Consider the following 16,929-nt stretch of genomic DNA (forward strand, 5'->3'; position numbering starts at 1 on the left):
AGGAAAGCCGGATGGTTCGGTCACCTCCGACTGTGCGCCCGGCCGCTAGTGACCCACTTGGAACTCGCTTGGCTGGGTGGTCACCCGGGTGCGGGCGGCGTCGATCCAGGCCGGGCAGCCGCAGCGTTCGGCCAGTGCGAGCGCCGCGGCGTAGTGCGTGCGTGCCGCCCCGGTCCTGCCGAGGAGCATCTCGAGGTCGCCGAGGATGGTATCGACGGGCCCGACCGCGAACGCCGCCGTGTCGCCGCCCCCGATCTGGCCGCTGTAGGGGCTCAGTTCCGCGTGCACCGCCGCCGCCTCGTCCCGCTCGCCAAGCCCGGCGACGACGACGCCGCGCAGCGACATCATGAGGGAATGGAAGAAGTCGCGGCGGACGGGGCGGAGGTGGCGCCTGACCTGACGCGCCTGCTCCGGTTTGCCGTTGCCGAGAAGGGCGAGGGCGTGCAGATCGGCGAGCACGTCCGTCGCTGCACTGTCGACCGTCGCGATCACGGCCTCGAATTCGCCGGCCCGGCCCTCGGTGAGCCGCAGCGTGAACACCGCGAGGGCGAAGACGCTGTCCGCGTCGAGTCCGGCCCGGACCATCAACTCGTGGCCCCGCTCGTAGTGGCGTTCCGCCGCGGCCAGGTCGCCGGTGAGGTGCGCGACCATCCCGCGGTTCATCTGGCGGGTCGCCTGCGCCTGCTGGAACCGGTACCGGTCCGCCAGTGCCGACTGCAGGCCCATGTGATGTTCGATCGCCGGGATGTCACCGTTGCCGGACGCGATCTCGGCCAGCAGGTGATGGCCGAGCATGGTGAACACCGGTAGCTGCGTCCGGTCACCGATCCGGAGCAGTTCGTCGCCGATGACCTGGTCGCCGAGTGTGCTGGTCGGCGAGCCGGTGCCGGCGTGGACGGCGCAGAGCACCAGCCCGAGCAGCACCGGATCGTCCAGGTCGCGGGCGAGGACCTCGGCCTCCCGGACCGCGGACCCGGTGCGCTCGTGATCCTCCGCCCCGATCTCGTGGACCAGCGTGACCAGCAGCCGGCACCGCACCGCCGGCTCCGGTTCCTCGTCCCGCAGCAGCGCCTCGATCAGGTCCACGACGGCCGTGTCCACTTCGCCGTAGCGCCGGTTGATCCACGGCGTCGGGGTGTCGACGAACGCGAGCACCCGGATCGCCAGATCGGTGCGGCCCGCGTCCCGGGCGAGCTCGAGGGCCCGCTTCCGCGAACGGGCCCCGTCCAGTCCGATGCCGGCGGCGAGTTGGGTGCGGCTGAGCTCGGTGAGGATGTCGACGCGCTCGTCCACGGACGCGGCGGCGTCGGGCGGCAACCGGTCGGCCGCGCGGAGGGCGTCGTTCAGGAAGCCGATCTCGGCGTCGTGGGCGTAGCGGTCGGCCGCCTGCGCCGCGGCCGCGACATTGTGGTCGAGGGCCTGCCGTGCGGTCGCGGCGGACAGCGCCTCGGTGAAATGGTGCGCGAGCGCCGCGACGTCGTGCGGTCGCAACTCCTCGAGCGCCGACCCGACCCGGGCGTGCCAGCGGCTCCTGCGCAGGCGGGTGAGGTCGGAGTAGAGCGTGTCGCGGACGAGCGCGTGCGTGAAGCGGACGGTCCCGGCGCGCGGCTCGCCGAGCAGTCCGGCGATCACGCCCGATTCGAGTGCGTCGAACACGGCGTCCTCGCCGACTTCGGCGGCTCGGGTGAGGACGTCGACGTCGGATTCGCGGCCCACCACCGCGGCCAGTCGCAGGACGGACACGGTCAGTTCGGGGAGGCGGGCGATCCGCCTGCGGAGTACGTCCCGGACCCCCTCGGGCACCTCCGACGTGGCCACCAGTTCGCCTTCACTGTCCAGGAGCCGGGCGCTTTCCTGCAGGTAGAACGGGTTTCCGCCGGTCCGGTCGGCGAGCGCGCGGAGGATATCGGGGTCGGGGTCGCGGCTCGACACGTGCCGGATCAGCTCCGCCGACTCCTCGGGTCCGAGTCCGCCGAGGCGGATGCGTGTCGGTTGCAGCGACGCGAGGTCGGCGAAGCAGTTCTCCAGGTTCGCGTCGACCTCGTCCGGGCGGAACGCGAGTATCAGCAGGATCGGCGACCGCTGCTGGGCGAGCCGCACGAGGATCGACAGGGTGTCCTCGTCGGCGCGGTGGACGTCGTCGAGGACGACGGCGAGCGGGCCGTGATCGCGGACGGTCCCGAGGTAGTCGGCGACGGCACGGTGCAGCAGGAACCGTCCGCTCGGGTCGTCCGGCCGCGCCGCGTGCGAACGGTCGTCGGCGAGCAGGGGCGCCAGCGCGTCCGCCTCGGCACCGGGGTCGACCGTCTCGTGCAGTGCCCGCAGGATTTCCACCCACGCCCAGGCGGGCGGGGCGCCGTCCACCTCGGGGCAGCGACCCACCGCCACCTGCCACCCGGCGGCGTGCAGGGTGCGACGGAACCGGCGCAGCAGGGACGACTTCCCCGATCCGGCGTCGCCGCCGAGGAGGACCACGGGGGTGCCGGGATCGCTCATCAGGTCGGTCAGGGTCGCCAATTCCGCGGCGCGGCCGAGGAACCAGGGGGCCGGGGCGGTGTCGACGGGCACCGGGGTGGGTGCCGGTGCGGACGGGACGGTGCCCGTGAGGATCCGGCGTTCGAGTTCCGTCAGACCGGGACCGGGGTCGAGGCCGAGTTCGTTCGCCAGCCTGCCGCGGGCCTCCCGCAACGCGGCCAGGGCGTCGGCCTGTCGCCCGCTGCGGTGCAGCGCCAGGGCGAGCAACCGCCACCCCTCTTCCCGGAGCGGATGGTCCCGGGTGAGGGACTGCGCGTCGAGTACCGCGCCCGCGGCGTCGCCGGACGCGACGGCGGCGGCCACCGCCCGTTCGCGCGCCACCACCCGCAGTTCCTCGAGCCGGGCGATCTCGGCGAGCGCCCAGTGCTCACCGGCTACCTCGGCGAACGCCGGCCCCCGCCACAGGCCCAGCGCCCGCTCCAGGTCGGCCCGCCCGGTGCCCGCGGCGGAGCGGACCAGGCTCTCGAACTCCCACGCGTCGACCGCGGACGAGGGCAGGGTGAGCGCATAACCGGGGGCTCGGCTCACCAGGACGGTCGAGTCCGCCCGCGGCGCGCGGCGCGGCTCCAGCGCCCGCCGCAGATTCGAAATGTAAGCCTGAAGTGCGCCGACGGCCCGCGCCGGGGGAGCACCGTGCCAGAGGTCGTCGACGAGCCTATCCACCGGAACCACCTCGCCGCGCGCGACGAGCAGCAGGGCGAGCACGGCCCGCTGGCGGGGGCCGCCGAGGTCGACTGCCCCCGATTCGTCCTCCGCCTCGAGCGTCCCGAGTACTCGAATCCGCACCATCGTGCCAAGCGTAAGCACTAGTGGCCTCCAAGTGCTCTCCAAGACGCCGAACCGACCCTTGATCGCATGACGACTCCGACTGCTCACACGACCCGCCCCGACACCCGCGAGATGGTGGTGGTCCACAACTGCTTCCGCCGCCAGTTCGCCGCGCTGCCCGCGCTCGTCCGCCGGGTTCCCGCCGGCGACGCCGCCCGGGCCGGGGAGGTGGTGGCGTTCTTCGAGGAACTCGCCACCGCCCTCCACCACCATCATTCGAGTGAGGACGACCTGCTGTGGCCGAGACTGCTCGACCGCGCGCCCACCGACGCGGCGCTGGTACTGCGGATGGAGGAGCAGCACGAACGCATCTCCGAACTGCTGTCGCTGGCGCAGTCGCAGGGCGCCGCGTTCACGGCGGATGCGGTGGACGGCGAACCGCTGGCGAAGACGCTGACCGCGCTGTCCGCGGCGCTGGGCGAGCACCTTGACGAGGAGGAGCGGCACATCCTCCCGATGGCGGAGCAGTTCATGACGCTCGCCGAGTGGCAGGAGATGGGTGACCGCGGCCGCGCGTCGATCCCCAAGGACCGGCTGCTGGTGTTCCTCGGCTTCATCCTTCAGGGGGCGACACCCGAGGAACGCCGAATATTCCTGTCGGAGATGCCCTTCGCCGCCAGGATGGCATGGTCGATCCTGGGGCGGCGGGCGTTCCGCAAGGACTACCGGCGTATCTACCGCACCGAACCGGCCGCCTTCTGACGCCGGATCACCCTGCGCCGCAACCGGCCCCGGCTGGTTCGTTCCCAGAAGCTCGGCGGGGTGCGCTCGGGATCCATCAGTTCGTTCTCGGCCAGCGGGCTGTCCTCGTCCTCGACCGTGTCCGGCTCGAACTTCTCCAGGGTCCGGCCACCCCCGCGCAGCGCCTCGACCGTGCCCAGGAGCGACGACGTCTCGGTCAGCGTGTCCTCGAACAGCCCGGCCGGGACACCCAGGTGCTCGCAGACGAGCTGACGGCGAATGCCGAGGATGGTCGCCCGCAGTTCGTCCCCGTTCGCCGTGTCCGCGGTGACCTCGACCGCGAGATCGCATTCGGAGTCGAATCCCATCGACCGGTTGTTGAGGTTCGACGAACCCACCCGCAGGAGACGGTCGTCCATCACCAGCACCTTGGCGTGGACGTAGATCGGCTCACCGCCCGCCGTGACGGGGTAGTAGACGCCCAGCCGGTTCCCGGTGTCGGCCCGCCAGAGCAGGTGCAGCAACCGGCGGCGGGCGCCGTCCATCGCCTTCTGCTCGAGCCAGCCGTCGGCGTTGCGCGGCAGCACCAGCACGATCTCCGGCCCGTCCGGTTCGCGGAGTCGCGCGGCGATCGCCTCGGCGAGGGTGCGCGACGCCAGGTACTGACTCTCGATGTACAGCGACCGCTCGGCGCCGGCGATCGCGGCCAGGTACAGGGCCTCGATCTCCCGGACCTCGTCCCGGTCGTCCAGCTCCGGCAGCGTGCGTGCGACGCCCACGTCGACGGCCCGCATCGTCGGCTCCAGCCCCTCCGGCCACGGCGTCCGTCCCACGATCTCGTCGACCGCCGCCAGATCCTGCCCCGTGGCCGCCTTCCACCGGGTGCGGGCCAGTTCGCCGATGGCCTTCGCCGCGTCCCCGTCGACGGCGGTCGTCGCGTCGTGCCACGGCCCGTACCGCTTGCCGTTCGGCTGCGTCCGGTAATGGTTGCGGTCCCGATGTTCGGGGGTGTCCCACCGGTCGACGGTCATGTCGATGCCGCCGCAGAACGCGAGCGCGTCGTCGATGACGACGATCTTCTGGTGGTGCGCCGAACCGATCGGGTGGGCGGCGTCGAGTTCGAAGTGCAGGCGGCGGTCCGTCACCCAGTTGACCACGAAGATCGGGGTCATCCCGCGTCCGATCGCGGTGAAGGCCCCGATATTCCATTTGAGCAGGTAGATGTCGAGATCCGGACGTTCGCGCGTCAGCCAGGCCAGGAACCGGCCGAGCTGATTGGGCCCGTCGAGCGTCTTCTCGTCCGGTTCGAACTCGATCCTCGTGTCGAAGTCCCAGCCGATGAGGACGATCCGCCTGCGCGCCTGCAGCATCGCGGACTTGGCGTGACGGAAGTAGTCCGCCGCGTCGACGATGCACGCGAGACGATCGGCGCGGGCAACCTGCCAGCAAGTGTCGCCGGGAGTCAGGATCGGGCTGTCGTCACTCATGTCTCTTCCGCTCTCCCGGTCTCGTGCGTCCCGCTTCCCCGCGAGTGGACGATTCACAGTACTGTGCCGCCCCCGCGCAGCTACCGTTGAGAGGTGCGGAGATGGTGGCGCATCGTGGCGTTGCTCGCACTGGTCAGCGTGCTGTGGGCACCAACTGTCGGTGCGGATCCCCTGCGGGCCGGATCGAGCCCCGGCACCGTCGTCGCCTCGTCCGAGTTGCCTGCCGAACTCTGGCTCCGCGGAACCGGAAGTGCGTACCGGATGACGTACCTGACCACCGACCGTCACGGCATCACCCCCTGCACCGGGATGGTGTTCGTGCCGCCCGGGACGCCGCCCGCCGGGGGATGGCCCGTCATCGCGTGGGCACACGGAACCGTGGGGGACTCCGACGCCGACGCACCCTCGGGCACGGGCGTCGACCCGCAATCCTCGGAGTACGTGAGCAGCTGGCTGCAACTCGGCTACGCCGTGGCCGCCACCGACTACGTGGGCCTGGGCACTCCCGGGGTGCCGCCCTACCTCGACGGGAAGGTCGCAGGCCGCAGCGTGATCGACGCCGTGCGCGCCGCACGGGAGGTCGACGCCGACCTCTCCGCCACGTGGATGGCCGTCGGACTGTCCCAGGGCGGTCAGGCCGCGGTGTTCGCCGCACACGCAGCCACGTCGTACGCGCCGGAACTCGACTACCGCGGGGCCGTCGCGAACGGGGTGCCGTCGAACATCGAGACGGTGTCGAACTGGAGCGGCCCGTCGTTTCCGCCGCAGGGCCTCGCCGGTCTCACCGTGTACATGTCGTACCTGATCGCCGGGGTCCGGGACGCGTACCCGGAACTGGACGTCGACAGCTATCTGACCCCGGTCGGGAAGCAGTTCGTGGACGCGGCCCCCGAGGTGCCGTTCCGGCAGTTCGCGGCCATGACCGGGAACGTGTCGGTGGCGCAGATGCTGTCGCGGGCGCTCGACGTGCCCGCGCTACAGGACGCGTTGCGCGAATACCTCGAGGTCCCGGTCACGGGGTACGACCGTCCGCTGCTGCTCGTGCAGGGGGTCACCGACGCGTCGGTGCCGCTGCCGCTGACGGAGAAACTCGTGTCCGAGATGCGCACGGCCGGAACGACTCTCGACTACCGGGTGTACTCGGGTGGTCACTTCGGCAGCATGTACCAGGCGGGACCCGACCAGGCCTCGTTCGTCGCCTCGCTGATCAGGTAGGGCGCTCTGATCCGGCCGGCAGGCCGAGGTGCCGGGTGAGCTCACGGGCCGCGGCCTGCCCGGCCCGGTTCGCGCCGATCGTCGACGACGACGGTCCATAGCCCACCAGATGGATCCGCGGATCCGACGCCACCTGGGTGGCCAGGCGTCCGGTCATCGTGATGCCGCCGCCCGGACCGCGCAGCCGCAGCGGTGCGAGGTGATCGAGTGAACTGCGGAAACCGGTGCACCACAGGATCACATCGACCTTTTCCTCGTGGCCGTCGGCCCAGCGGACACCGTCCTCGGTGATCTCGCTGAACATCGGCTGCCGCGCCAGCACCCCGCGTTCGCGGGCGGCACGGATCGCGGGCGTCACGGGCAGCCCCGTCACCGACACCACCGAGCCCGGCGGCAGCCCGCGGCGAACCCGGTCCTCGACCAGAGCGACTGCGGCGCGGCCGATCTCGGGCGTGAACGGCTCGTCCCGGAACTCCGGCGGGCGGCGCGTCACCCACGTCGTGGTGGTGACCCGGGAGATCTCGTCCAGCAACTGCACCGCCGAGATGCCGCCGCCGACGACGAGGACATGCTGCCCCGCGAAGTCCTGCGCCGAGGAGTAGTCCCTGGTGTGCACCTGGCTGCCGGTGAACGACTCCGCGCCGGGGTAGCGGGGAATGAAGGGGCGCTCCCACGTTCCCGTCGCGTTGATCAGACCGCGGGCCGACACCACGCCGCTGTCGGTCTCGATCCGCAGACGCTCGCCGCGGGCGCACACCACCCGGGTGTGCACAGGACGGTGCACCGGCAACTCGAACTGTTTCTCGTACGTCGCGAAGTACTGGGGAACCGCGCTCGACGCGTGCACCAGCGCGGCCTCGGGGTCGTGCGGGTCCACGCCGACCGTCTCGGCGAAGCCGAGCCCGGGCAGGTCGTGAACACCGTTGACGGTGCTCAGCGTCAGGGACGGCCACCGGAACTGCCACGCGCCGCCGGGCCCCGGGGCGTGATCGAGCACGACGAAACCGGACTCCGGTTCCACTCCGAACCTGCGCAGATAGTAGGCGGCGGACAGCCCCGCCTGCCCCGCGCCGATCACGGCGACGTCCACTTCACTGTTCATGTCGGTCCTCACCTCCATCCTCACAACTACCGGAGAGGCTCGTGTGTTCCGGTCGATTCGACTGTGGTTGGGTGACGGATGTCCAGTCGGGTGGGCGGGGAGAAAATTGTCAGTGGACAGCAATCACGAAGAAAGCGAGTGGACATGATCGGGACGAGTCGTGACGGCGACGTCTTCACCCTCGAACTGCAACGACCCGACCGTCGCAATGCGTTGAACACCGAGATCTGCGAACTGCTGCGCGAGGAGACGGAGAAGTCCGTCACCGACGGCGCGCGGGTGATCGTCCTCACAGGGCAGGGCAGCGCGTTCTGCGCGGGCGCCGACCTGTCGGGCGACGTGTACGCCGACGGGTTCACCGACACCCTGCTCGAGATGCTGCACACCATCGACTCGGTCCCCGTCCCCGTCATCGCCGCGATCAACGGTCCCGCGATCGGCGCGGGCAGCCAGCTGGCGCTCGCCGCGGACCTGCGGGTGGTCGCACCCGAGGCGCGCTTCGCCATCCCCGCCGCCAAGCTCGGGATCTCCGTGGACCGGTGGACCGTGCACCGGCTGGCCGCCCTGATCGGCGGCGGACCGGCACGAACGATCCTGCTCGGCGCGGAAGAGGTCGGGGCCGACGAGGCGCTGGCGCACGGCCTCGCCAACAAGCGCGGCGACCTCGCCGTCGCGCAGCAGTGGGCGCACTCGATCGCACGCCTGGCGCCGCTGTCGCTGCAACACCTCAAGATGGTGCTCAACGACGACGGCACCCAGAGTCCGCCGCCGCCCGAGCAGCTCGCGGCGTTGCATGCGGCGTGGAAGAGCTACGACGCGCAGGAGGCGCGGGCCGCCCGCGCCGAGAAGCGTCCCCCGGTGTTCCGCGGTCAGTAGCCGTCGGCCGCACCTTTCCCGCACGCGTGGTTACAGTTGTCGGGGTGAAAGCGAAGAACGCCGTGACGACTGTTCTGGCCACCGCCGCCCTCGGGTGGCTGACACGCGCCGCGTGGGGCCTTCCGTCTCAGATGGGCGCGTCGCGTGCCAAGGTGCGCCCGTACGCCGCGACGTCGCCGCGGTACCGCGACCGTCAGTTCCACAACACCGATCCGAGCAGCATGATGCTGCCCGGTTCGGAGACCGGGATTCTCAAGGCGCTGATCACGCGGGGCAAGGCGGGACGCCCGCGCAGGCCGATCCCGCTCGCGACGCCCCTCGCGCCCGTCGAGGCGGCCGACGTCGCCGTCACCTGGTACGGCCATTCGAGTGTGCTCGTCGAGGTCGACGGCTACCGGGTGCTGGCCGACCCGGTGTGGAGCAATCGGGTGTCGCCGTCCGCGCTTCTCGGTCCGTCCCGCATGCACCCGACCCCGGTGCCGCTGGCCGACCTGCCCGTCCTCGACGCCATCGTCATCTCGCACGACCACTACGACCACCTCGACATGGCCACCGTGCAGCAACTCGCCGCCACCCAGAAGGCGCCGTTCGTCGTTCCGGTCGGGCTCGGTGCGCACCTGCGTCAGTGGCGGGTGCCGGAGGAGAGGATCGTGGAACTCGACTGGGACGAGTCGACGACACTCGGTGAACTCACGCTCACGTGCACCGAGGCCCGGCACTTCTCCGGCCGGGGCCTGGTGCGCAACACCACCCAGTGGGCGTCGTGGGTGCTCGCAGGCCCGAGCCGGAAAGTGTTCTTCGGCGGCGACAGCGGATACACGACGCGGTTCGCCGACCTGGGCCGCCGGTACGGACCGTTCGATCTCACGCTGCTGCCCGTCGGCGCCTACGACACCAGGTGGGCGGACATCCACATGAACCCCGAGGAGGCGGTGCAGACGCACGCCGACCTCAACGCCGGCGACGCGACCCGTGGACTGCTGGTGCCGGTGCACTGGGCCACGTTCAACCTCGCGTTCCACACCTGGTCCGAGCCGATCGTCCGGCTGCTCGCGGCCGCGCAGGAGGCGGGCACCCCGGTGGCCGTGCCGATGCCCGGGCAGCGCGTCGACGCACTGAAGCCGGCCGCCCAGACCCCGTGGTGGACCGCACTCGGCTGAGTCCGGCGCGCATCCCCTCGGAGCCGAGCGTCGTTGCGTAGCCTTTGACCATGGCATACGACGAAACCGGCACCGACAGCGTTGCAGTCGTCGCGGTGGAGGGGCTGACGGCCGCCCAGGTTGCGGAGCGGGTGGCGGCCGGCAAGACCAACGACGTCCCGGATCGGGCCAGCCGGTCGGTGCGCGACATCGTGCGCGCCAACGTGTTCACCCGGATCAACGCGATCCTCGGGGTGCTGCTGATCATCGTGCTGGCCACCGGTTCGATCATCGACGGCATGTTCGGCCTGCTGATCATCGCCAACAGCGGGATCGGCATCATCCAGGAAGTGCGGGCCAAACGGACCCTCGACAAGCTGGCGATCGTCAGCCAGACCAAACCGGTGGTGCGCCGCGACGGCGTCGCCGTCGCGATGGCACCGCGGGAGGTCGTGCTCGACGACATCATCGAACTCGGCGCCGGCGACCAGATCGTCGTCGACGGGGTCGTGGTGGAGGCGGCGTCCCTCGACATCGACGAGTCCCTCCTCACCGGTGAGGCCGACCCCGTGCACAAGGACATCGGTCAGCAGGTGCTGTCGGGGAGTTTCGTCGCGTCGGGCAGCGGCTGTTACCGCGCCACGAAGGTCGGAAGCGACGCGTACGCCGCCAAACTCGCGGACGAGGCCAGCAAGTTCACGCTCGTGCACTCGGAGTTGCGCAGCGGCATCGACAAGATCCTGAAGTTCATCACGTACCTGATGATTCCGGCGGGCCTGCTGATCATCTACAACCAGTTGTTCTCGAGCGGCGAGTCGATCCGGCCGGCGCTGAGCGGGATGGTGGCCGCGCTGGTCCCGATGGTGCCCGAGGGACTGGTGCTGATGACGTCGATCGCGTTCGCGGTCGGGGTGGTCCGGCTCGGTCAGCGGCAGTGCCTCGTGCAGGAGTTGCCCGCCATCGAAGGCCTCGCCCGCGTCGACGTGGTGTGCGCCGACAAGACCGGCACTCTCACCGAGAACGGCATGCGGCTGTCCGAACTGCGCTGCGCCGACCCGTCCGACGCCGAACCGTCCCGCGCGGCGCTCGCCGCGATGGCGGCGTCCGACCCGCGGCCGAACGCCAGTGTCCTCGCCATCGCGGAAGCCTTCCCCGACGCCCCCGGCTGGGGCGACGCCACCGCGGAGGCCCCGTTCTCCTCGGCCAAGAAGTGGAGCGGCCAGTCGTACGGTGCCCACGGCAACTGGGTCCTGGGCGCACCGGATGTGCTGCTCGACCCCGGCAGCGACATGGCCCGGCAGGCCGAGGAAGTCGGCTCCTCGGGACTGCGGGTGCTCCTGCTCGGCAGTTGCGACGTCCCGGTGGACCACCCCGCGGCGCCGGGTGCGATCACGCCGCGCGCGCTGGTGATCCTGGAACAGCGCGTGCGTCCCGACGCTCGCGGCACCCTCGAGTACTTCGCGAGCCAGAACGTCACCGTGAAGGTCATCTCCGGTGACAACGCCGTGTCGGTCGGCGCCGTGGCCGGCTCGCTCGGACTGCCCGGCGGCGACCGTCCCGTCGACGCCCGCGAACTGCCCGCCGACCGCGACGCCCTCGCCGAGACCCTGGAAACGGCGACGACGTTCGGCCGGGTGCGCCCAGACCAGAAGCGGGAGATGGTGGGGGCGCTGCAGTCTCGCGGTCACACCGTCGCGATGACGGGCGACGGCGTCAACGACGTGCTGGCCCTCAAAGATGCCGACATCGGGGTGTCGATGGGCTCGGGCAGCCCCGCCACCCGCGCGGTCGCGCAGATCGTGTTGCTGGACAACAAGTTCGCCACCCTGCCGTACGTGGTGGGCGAGGGTCGCCGGGTGATCGGCAACATCGAACGCGTCTCGAACCTGTTCCTCACCAAGACCGTGTACTCGGTGTTGCTGGCGTTCCTCATCGGACTCACCGGTGTGCTGTCGCAGATCTTCCATTTCGAGCCGGTGCCGTATCCGTTCCTGCCGCGGCACGTCACGATCGCCGCCTGGTTCACCATCGGCATTCCCGCGTTCATCCTGTCGCTGGCCCCGAACAACGAACGGGCGCGCTCCGGGTTCGTGCCGCGTGTGATGCGTCTCGCCGTGCCGTCCGGTGTGATCATCGGTGTCACGACGTTCATTTCGTACCTTCTCGTGTACGCGGGCCCGGATCAGACGGAGACGCAGAAGATTCAGGCAGGCACGTCGGCGCTCATCACCCTCATCATGATCGCCCTGTGGGTGCTGGCCGTCGTCGCCCGGCCGTACGTGTGGTGGAAGCTGGTGCTGATCTTCGGATCCGTAGCGGGATACCTCATCCTGTTCGCGTTGCCGTTCACGCGGGAGTTCTTCAAACTCGATCCGACCAACGTCGCCGCCACCACCTCCGCTCTCGTGTGCGGGCTCGTGGGAGTGGTTCTCGTCGAAATCGGATGGTGGGTCACGGGCCGGCTGCACGGTGAGCACCGCCGCCTCTTCGCGGCCCCGGAAGATCTTCCGGGCGTGCACTGACCGGAGTACCGCTCGCGACGATCCGAACGGTTGGCGTCGCCGAGTCAATGCTGTGAGACTGGGTGCACGGCGGGTGATCGAACTCGCGCGGACACTGCGTGCGCATGCACAAGGAGGAAGAACGATGAGTTTCGTCGACACACTGAAGGGCCTGCTGGGCAAGGGGAAGGAAGCCGCTTCGCAGAACGCGGACAAGGTTCACGGCGCCATCGACAAGGCCGCCGACGTCGCGGACAGCAAGACCGGGGGCAAGTACAGCGACAAGATCGACAAGGCCGCCGACGCGGCGAAGAAGGCTGTTCCCCCGAAGGAGTGAACCCTTCCCAGACACACCCGTGCGGGCCCCGGTTCTCGGACCGGGGCCCGCACGGGTCTTCGGAGATGACCCGCGCATCGTGGGCGGGCGCGGCAGAATCGGTGTCGTGAACGGCGTCCTCGTGCTCCTCGTCATCATCGCGGCCATCGCCGTGACGAGTTTCGCGAAGCGCCGCGATCTGCAGGCGCCGCTGGTGCTCGTGACCATCGGGTCGGTGGCGTCGTTCATCCCCGGGATGCCGCGGCTCGAACTGGACCCGGACGCCATCCTCGGTGTGGTGCTGCCGCCGCTGCTGTATTCCGCGGCGCTGAAGTTCTCGGTGGCCACGTTCCGGCGCCACCTTGCACCGATTCTCCGGCTGGGGATCTTCACCGTTCTCGTGACCGCCGTCGGGGTGGCCTTCTTCGCCAACTGGCTGGTCCCCGAATTCACGCTCGGCGCGGCGCTGGTCCTCGGCGCCGTCGTCGCGCCGACGGACGCGGTCAGTGCCGTCGCGGTCGGCCGCAGGCTCGGCCTGCCGAACCGGGTGATTGCGATCCTCACCGGCGAGGGGCTCGTCAACGACGCGACCGCGCTGACCCTGTTCACCGTCGCCGTCTCCGCAGTCGTCGGGGCGACGATCCCGGTCCCTCCCGTGGTGTTCTTCGGCTACGAGGTGGTCGGCGGGGTGCTCATCGGACTGGTACTAGCGAAGATCGTCGAGTGGGTGCGTCACCGCATGTACGACTCACCGCTGGAAACGGTGCTGGGGCTGATGCTCCCGTTCGTCGCGTACCTCGTCGCCGAGGAGGTACACGCGTCCGGTGTGCTGTCGGTGGTCGCCGCGGGGTTCCTGATGGGGCACAAGGCCACCGACGCCTCCGTGGCCACCCGAATCCAGGAGCGGTCGCTGTGGGAGAGCGTCGACCTCCTGCTCGAGATGTTCGTGTTCGCCTACATGGGACTGCAACTGAAGTTCGTCATCGACGACGTCCGCGACCAGGGCCTACCGGTGCACCACGTCTTCTTCTACGGCTTCGCGGTCCTCGCCGTGGTCATGGCGATCCGCCCGGCGTGGATCCTGCTGCACTGGCTCCGCCGCCGGCTCGGGCTGGCGATCACAGCGCCGGGCGGCTCGGTGGAACTGGGGTGGCGGGAGAGCGTCGTCGTGTCCTGGGCGGGAATGCGCGGGGTGGTCACGCTCGCCGCCGCGTCCGGTGTGCCCGTGGTGATCGCGAGCGGGCAGCCGTTCCCGGGACGCGAGGTGATCCAGGCGATCGCGTTCGTCGTGGCCGTCGGCACACTGCTGATCCAGGGCGCCACCATGCCGCTGCTGATCCGGACCCTCGATCTTGCGGATCCCGACGAACGCAGGCGTGAGGAGGAACAGGTGACGCTGGCCCGCGCCATCTCACGTGACGCGGGCGAACGGGCGCTCGTCGAATTCGCCGCGAACCCGCCCGCGGGAGTCGACCGCGCGTCGGTCACCGACATCCTCGACCGGGTGCGGCGGTCGATGCGGGCCCGTCTGCAGGCCGAGGAGGCGGAGGACGCCGCCGAGAAGCAGCGGGCAGGCGCACTGTTCGACCACTACCGCCGCGCCGCCCTGCGCGCGCAGCGGGAGGCGCTCATCGCCGCCCGCGATGCGGGCACACTCGACGACGAAGTGATGCGTAGCGTGTTGGAAGGCCTCGATGTGGAGGAGGCCGCAGCCGAGGAGCGGGTGCGGAGACGTCGCGAATGAGGTGCGAGGTGGGTGTGCGTCCGGTGCGAACCGCCGTGGTCGCGCTGGCCGGTGCCCTGGCGCTGACTGTTCCCCTGACGCTGACCGCCTGCGCCACGGACGCGGCCTCCCCGGCCCCGCCCCCCACGACGTCGGTGGCCGCACCCGCTTCTCCGTCCATTTCCCCGGCGCCGACGGGCGACCAGCGGGGCGCGCTGATCAGCCGGCAGCCGGTGCCCGACATCGATCCGGCGATCACCGCACTCGGTGCCACGGCCACCCGCGTCGTCTACCGGTCGACGTCCGGCGTCGACGGCGGCGGCGCGGAGGTGGTGGGCACGGTCTTCACTCCCGGCGGCCCCGCACCGGACGGTGGCAGGCCCGTCGTGACGGTCGGGCACGGCACCACGGGCGTCACCGACGAATGCGCCCCCTCGTCCTCGCCGACGCTGCTGGGCACCACGAACCTCGTCCGCCCGCTGCTGCAGCGGGGGTACGTCGTGACCGTCACCGACTATCAAGGCCTCGGCACCGACGGCCCGCACCCCTACCTCGAACCGGACACCGCCGCCTACGACCTGATCGACGCGGTCCGGGCTGCGCGCAACGTGGTGCCGGACGCGTCGGCGCGCTGGGCGGCGCTCGGAGTGTCGCAGGGCGGGCAGGCGTCGTGGTCCGCGGCCGAGCACGCCGGCGACTACGGCGACGGCCTCGAATTCGTCGGCGCGGCGAACCTGTCACCCGCTGCCGACCTGTCGGGGATCGTCGCCGACGGGACCGTCGAACCACTGTCGTTGCCGCAGAAGATGTTCCTGCCGTACCTCCTCGAGGGACTGAAAGTGATCCACCCGGAGCTGAACCCGGACGACTACATGCGCGGCGCCCTCGCCGCCAGCCCCGACGTCACGCTGTCGTGCGTCGCCGCGAAACTCCAGGAGAAGTGGACGGTGGCGACCCAGCTCACCCCGGCCGACACGGGCCCGCGGACGGCGGCCGACGCCGAGCGCATGCGCGGGTGGCTGCAGGACATCGCCCTGCCGAGGACCGGTGCGGGCGGACCGATGCTCGTCGTGGTGGGGGATCGGGACAACCTCATTCTGCCGCAATGGACTTCGCAGGCCGTCGACCAAGCGTGCACGCTCGGCGACGTCGTCGAGTTCGACACCCGGCCCGGGGAGGGCCACGCGGACGGGAGATCCGTCCCCGGGGCGGTGCAGTGGATCGCCGACCGCTTCGCCGGCGTGCCCGCACCGGACACGTGCGCCGAGGGAGGAACACCGTGACCGCCCGACTGGACGCCGGCGAATGACGGGATCCGTCGTCGCCGTGGTGGCGTTGCTCGTCCTCGTTCCTCTCGTCACGTTCACGGCCGTGTGGCTGCGCGCCCGGCGCGAGTTGACGACACCCACCGAGCGGGCCGTCCACACGACCCTGCATACCGCGTCGCTGGCGGCGCGCCCGTTGCGGCGGGGGCTCGACGAGACGTCGGCGGACGAGGCCGCCCCGCATCTGCGTCAGCTGACCGGGGCGCAGGCGCTGGGTGTCTTCGACGCCGCCGGTGACCTGCTCGCGTGGAGCGGACCGCACGAGGCCATGACCGAACAACTACGCGACGCGGCGGCCCGCGCCGTCGACGGGGAACGCCGGGTGCTCGTCGCCTACGGCGGCCTCGTCCGGGGCACCGGCGACAATGCGGTGCGGGCGATGATCGCCCAGCCGCTGCTCATCGAGGCCACCGGGGTGGTCGGCGTGCTCGGCATCGTCACCACCGAAGACCCCGGACCGGGCATGCTCGGCGCCGTCACCGAGGTCGCCCGGTACGCGTGCAGCCAGATCGAACTCGCCGACCTCGACGCGTCCCGCGCCCGCCTCGACCGCGCCGAGGTGCGGGCGCTCCGCGCGCAGATCAGCCCCCATTTCATCTACAACGCGTTGAACACGGTGGCGTCGTTCGTCCGCACCGACCCCGACCGCGCCCGGGAACTGATCCTCGAATTCGCCGACTTCACCCGGTACTCGTTCCGGTCGGCGGGCGAGTTCACGCTGCTGGCCGACGAACTGCGCAACATCGACCGGTACCTCACCCTCGAGCGCGCCCGGTTCGGCGACGCCCTCGCCGTGAAACTGCAGGTGGCGCCCGAGGTGCTGAACGTGGTGCTGCCGTTCCTCGCCCTGCAACCGCTGGTCGAGAACGCGGTGCGGCACGGCATCGCCGCCAAACCGGACGGCGGCACCGTCAGCATCGTCGCCGCCGACGAGGGCACCGACTGCGTGATCAGTGTCGAGGACGACGGCGTCGGCATGGACCCGGAACTGCTGCGGTCGGGGTCGCTGGACGCGGTGGCCGAGTCCTCCGGGGTCAAGGAGGCGGCGCACGTCGGGCTCGCCAACGTCGACGACCGCCTGCGCGCCGCGTTCGGCAACGACTACGGACTGGTGGTAGAGACCGCGCCCGGCGCGGGCACCAAGGTGAGCATGCGCGTCCCGAAGTTCCGGCGGGGGATCTCGACGTGAACGGGAAGCGTC

Annotated in this window: 12 protein-coding genes; 9 read left to right on the forward strand and 3 right to left on the reverse strand. The window is 70.7% G+C overall.

Translation table 11 applies throughout. The features are described from left to right. Window positions 1–45 precede the first annotated feature (45 nt). Complete coding sequence (locus JWS14_RS27710; RefSeq protein WP_206014849.1) at window positions 46–3,324, reverse strand: ATP-binding protein; 3,279 nt, start codon at window positions 3,322–3,324, stop codon at window positions 46–48. Between the two features lie 66 nt (window positions 3,325–3,390). On the opposite strand from JWS14_RS27710, the gene JWS14_RS27715 reads away from it, so the two are divergent. Further along, entirely contained in the window at window positions 3,391–4,065 is a 675-nt protein-coding gene (locus tag JWS14_RS27715) for a hemerythrin domain-containing protein (protein WP_206014850.1), read from the forward strand. On the opposite strand, the gene JWS14_RS27720 is transcribed toward JWS14_RS27715, so the two are convergent. Continuing rightward, window positions 4,038–5,531: a phospholipase D-like domain-containing protein gene (locus tag JWS14_RS27720; RefSeq protein ID WP_206014851.1), complete on the reverse strand. Its 1,494-nt coding sequence runs from the start codon at window positions 5,529–5,531 to the stop codon at window positions 4,038–4,040. The genes JWS14_RS27715 and JWS14_RS27720 overlap by 28 nt on opposite strands. Before the next feature lie 114 nt (window positions 5,532–5,645). On the opposite strand from JWS14_RS27720, the gene JWS14_RS27725 reads away from it, so the two are divergent. Beyond that, window positions 5,646–6,746 carry a lipase family protein gene (locus JWS14_RS27725; protein ID WP_206014852.1) on the forward strand — a complete coding sequence of 367 codons (1,101 nt, stop codon included), beginning with the start codon at window positions 5,646–5,648 and terminating at the stop codon, window positions 6,744–6,746. On the opposite strand, the gene JWS14_RS27730 is transcribed toward JWS14_RS27725, so the two are convergent. Continuing rightward, window positions 6,739–7,848 (reverse strand): NAD(P)-binding domain-containing protein, encoded by a 1,110-nt coding sequence (locus JWS14_RS27730; protein ID WP_206014853.1) that lies wholly within the window; start codon window positions 7,846–7,848, stop codon window positions 6,739–6,741. The two genes, JWS14_RS27725 and JWS14_RS27730, sit on opposite strands and share 8 nt — an antisense overlap. 144 nt (window positions 7,849–7,992) lie before the next feature. Here JWS14_RS27730 and JWS14_RS27735 point away from each other — a divergent pair, with 144 nt between their 5' ends. The 7 genes from JWS14_RS27735 (at window position 7,993) to JWS14_RS27765 (ending at window position 16,917) form a co-directional block, all read left to right on the forward strand. Next, on the forward strand, window positions 7,993–8,724 hold the full coding sequence (locus tag JWS14_RS27735) for an enoyl-CoA hydratase (RefSeq protein WP_005244016.1): 732 nt from the start codon (window positions 7,993–7,995) through the stop codon (window positions 8,722–8,724). Between the two features lie 44 nt (window positions 8,725–8,768). After that, window positions 8,769–9,884 carry an MBL fold metallo-hydrolase gene (locus tag JWS14_RS27740; RefSeq protein ID WP_241031478.1) on the forward strand — a complete coding sequence of 372 codons (1,116 nt, stop codon included), beginning with the start codon at window positions 8,769–8,771 and terminating at the stop codon, window positions 9,882–9,884. Between the two features lie 50 nt (window positions 9,885–9,934). Further along, window positions 9,935–12,385 carry an HAD-IC family P-type ATPase gene (locus JWS14_RS27745; RefSeq protein WP_072944737.1) on the forward strand — a complete coding sequence of 817 codons (2,451 nt, stop codon included), beginning with the start codon at window positions 9,935–9,937 and terminating at the stop codon, window positions 12,383–12,385. A gap of 124 nt (window positions 12,386–12,509) precedes the next feature. Then, window positions 12,510–12,701: an antitoxin gene (locus JWS14_RS27750; protein ID WP_015888853.1), complete on the forward strand. Its 192-nt coding sequence runs from the start codon at window positions 12,510–12,512 to the stop codon at window positions 12,699–12,701. A gap of 106 nt (window positions 12,702–12,807) precedes the next feature. Next, window positions 12,808–14,424, forward strand: a complete 1,617-nt coding sequence (locus tag JWS14_RS27755) for a Na+/H+ antiporter (protein WP_072944891.1) — start codon at window positions 12,808–12,810, stop codon at window positions 14,422–14,424. Further along, on the forward strand, window positions 14,421–15,686 hold the full coding sequence (locus JWS14_RS27760) for a lipase family protein (protein WP_206014854.1): 1,266 nt from the start codon (window positions 14,421–14,423) through the stop codon (window positions 15,684–15,686). The genes JWS14_RS27755 and JWS14_RS27760 overlap by 4 nt, the downstream gene beginning before the upstream one ends. A 22-nt stretch (window positions 15,687–15,708) precedes the next feature. Then, on the forward strand, window positions 15,709–16,917 hold the full coding sequence (locus tag JWS14_RS27765; protein ID WP_206014855.1) for a histidine kinase: 1,209 nt from the start codon (window positions 15,709–15,711) through the stop codon (window positions 16,915–16,917). The last annotated feature ends 12 nt before the right edge of the window (window positions 16,918–16,929 follow it).

The sequence above is a fragment of the Rhodococcus koreensis genome (genome assembly GCF_017068375.1).
Classification (GTDB): Bacteria; Actinomycetota; Actinomycetes; order Mycobacteriales; family Mycobacteriaceae; genus Rhodococcus_F; species Rhodococcus_F koreensis.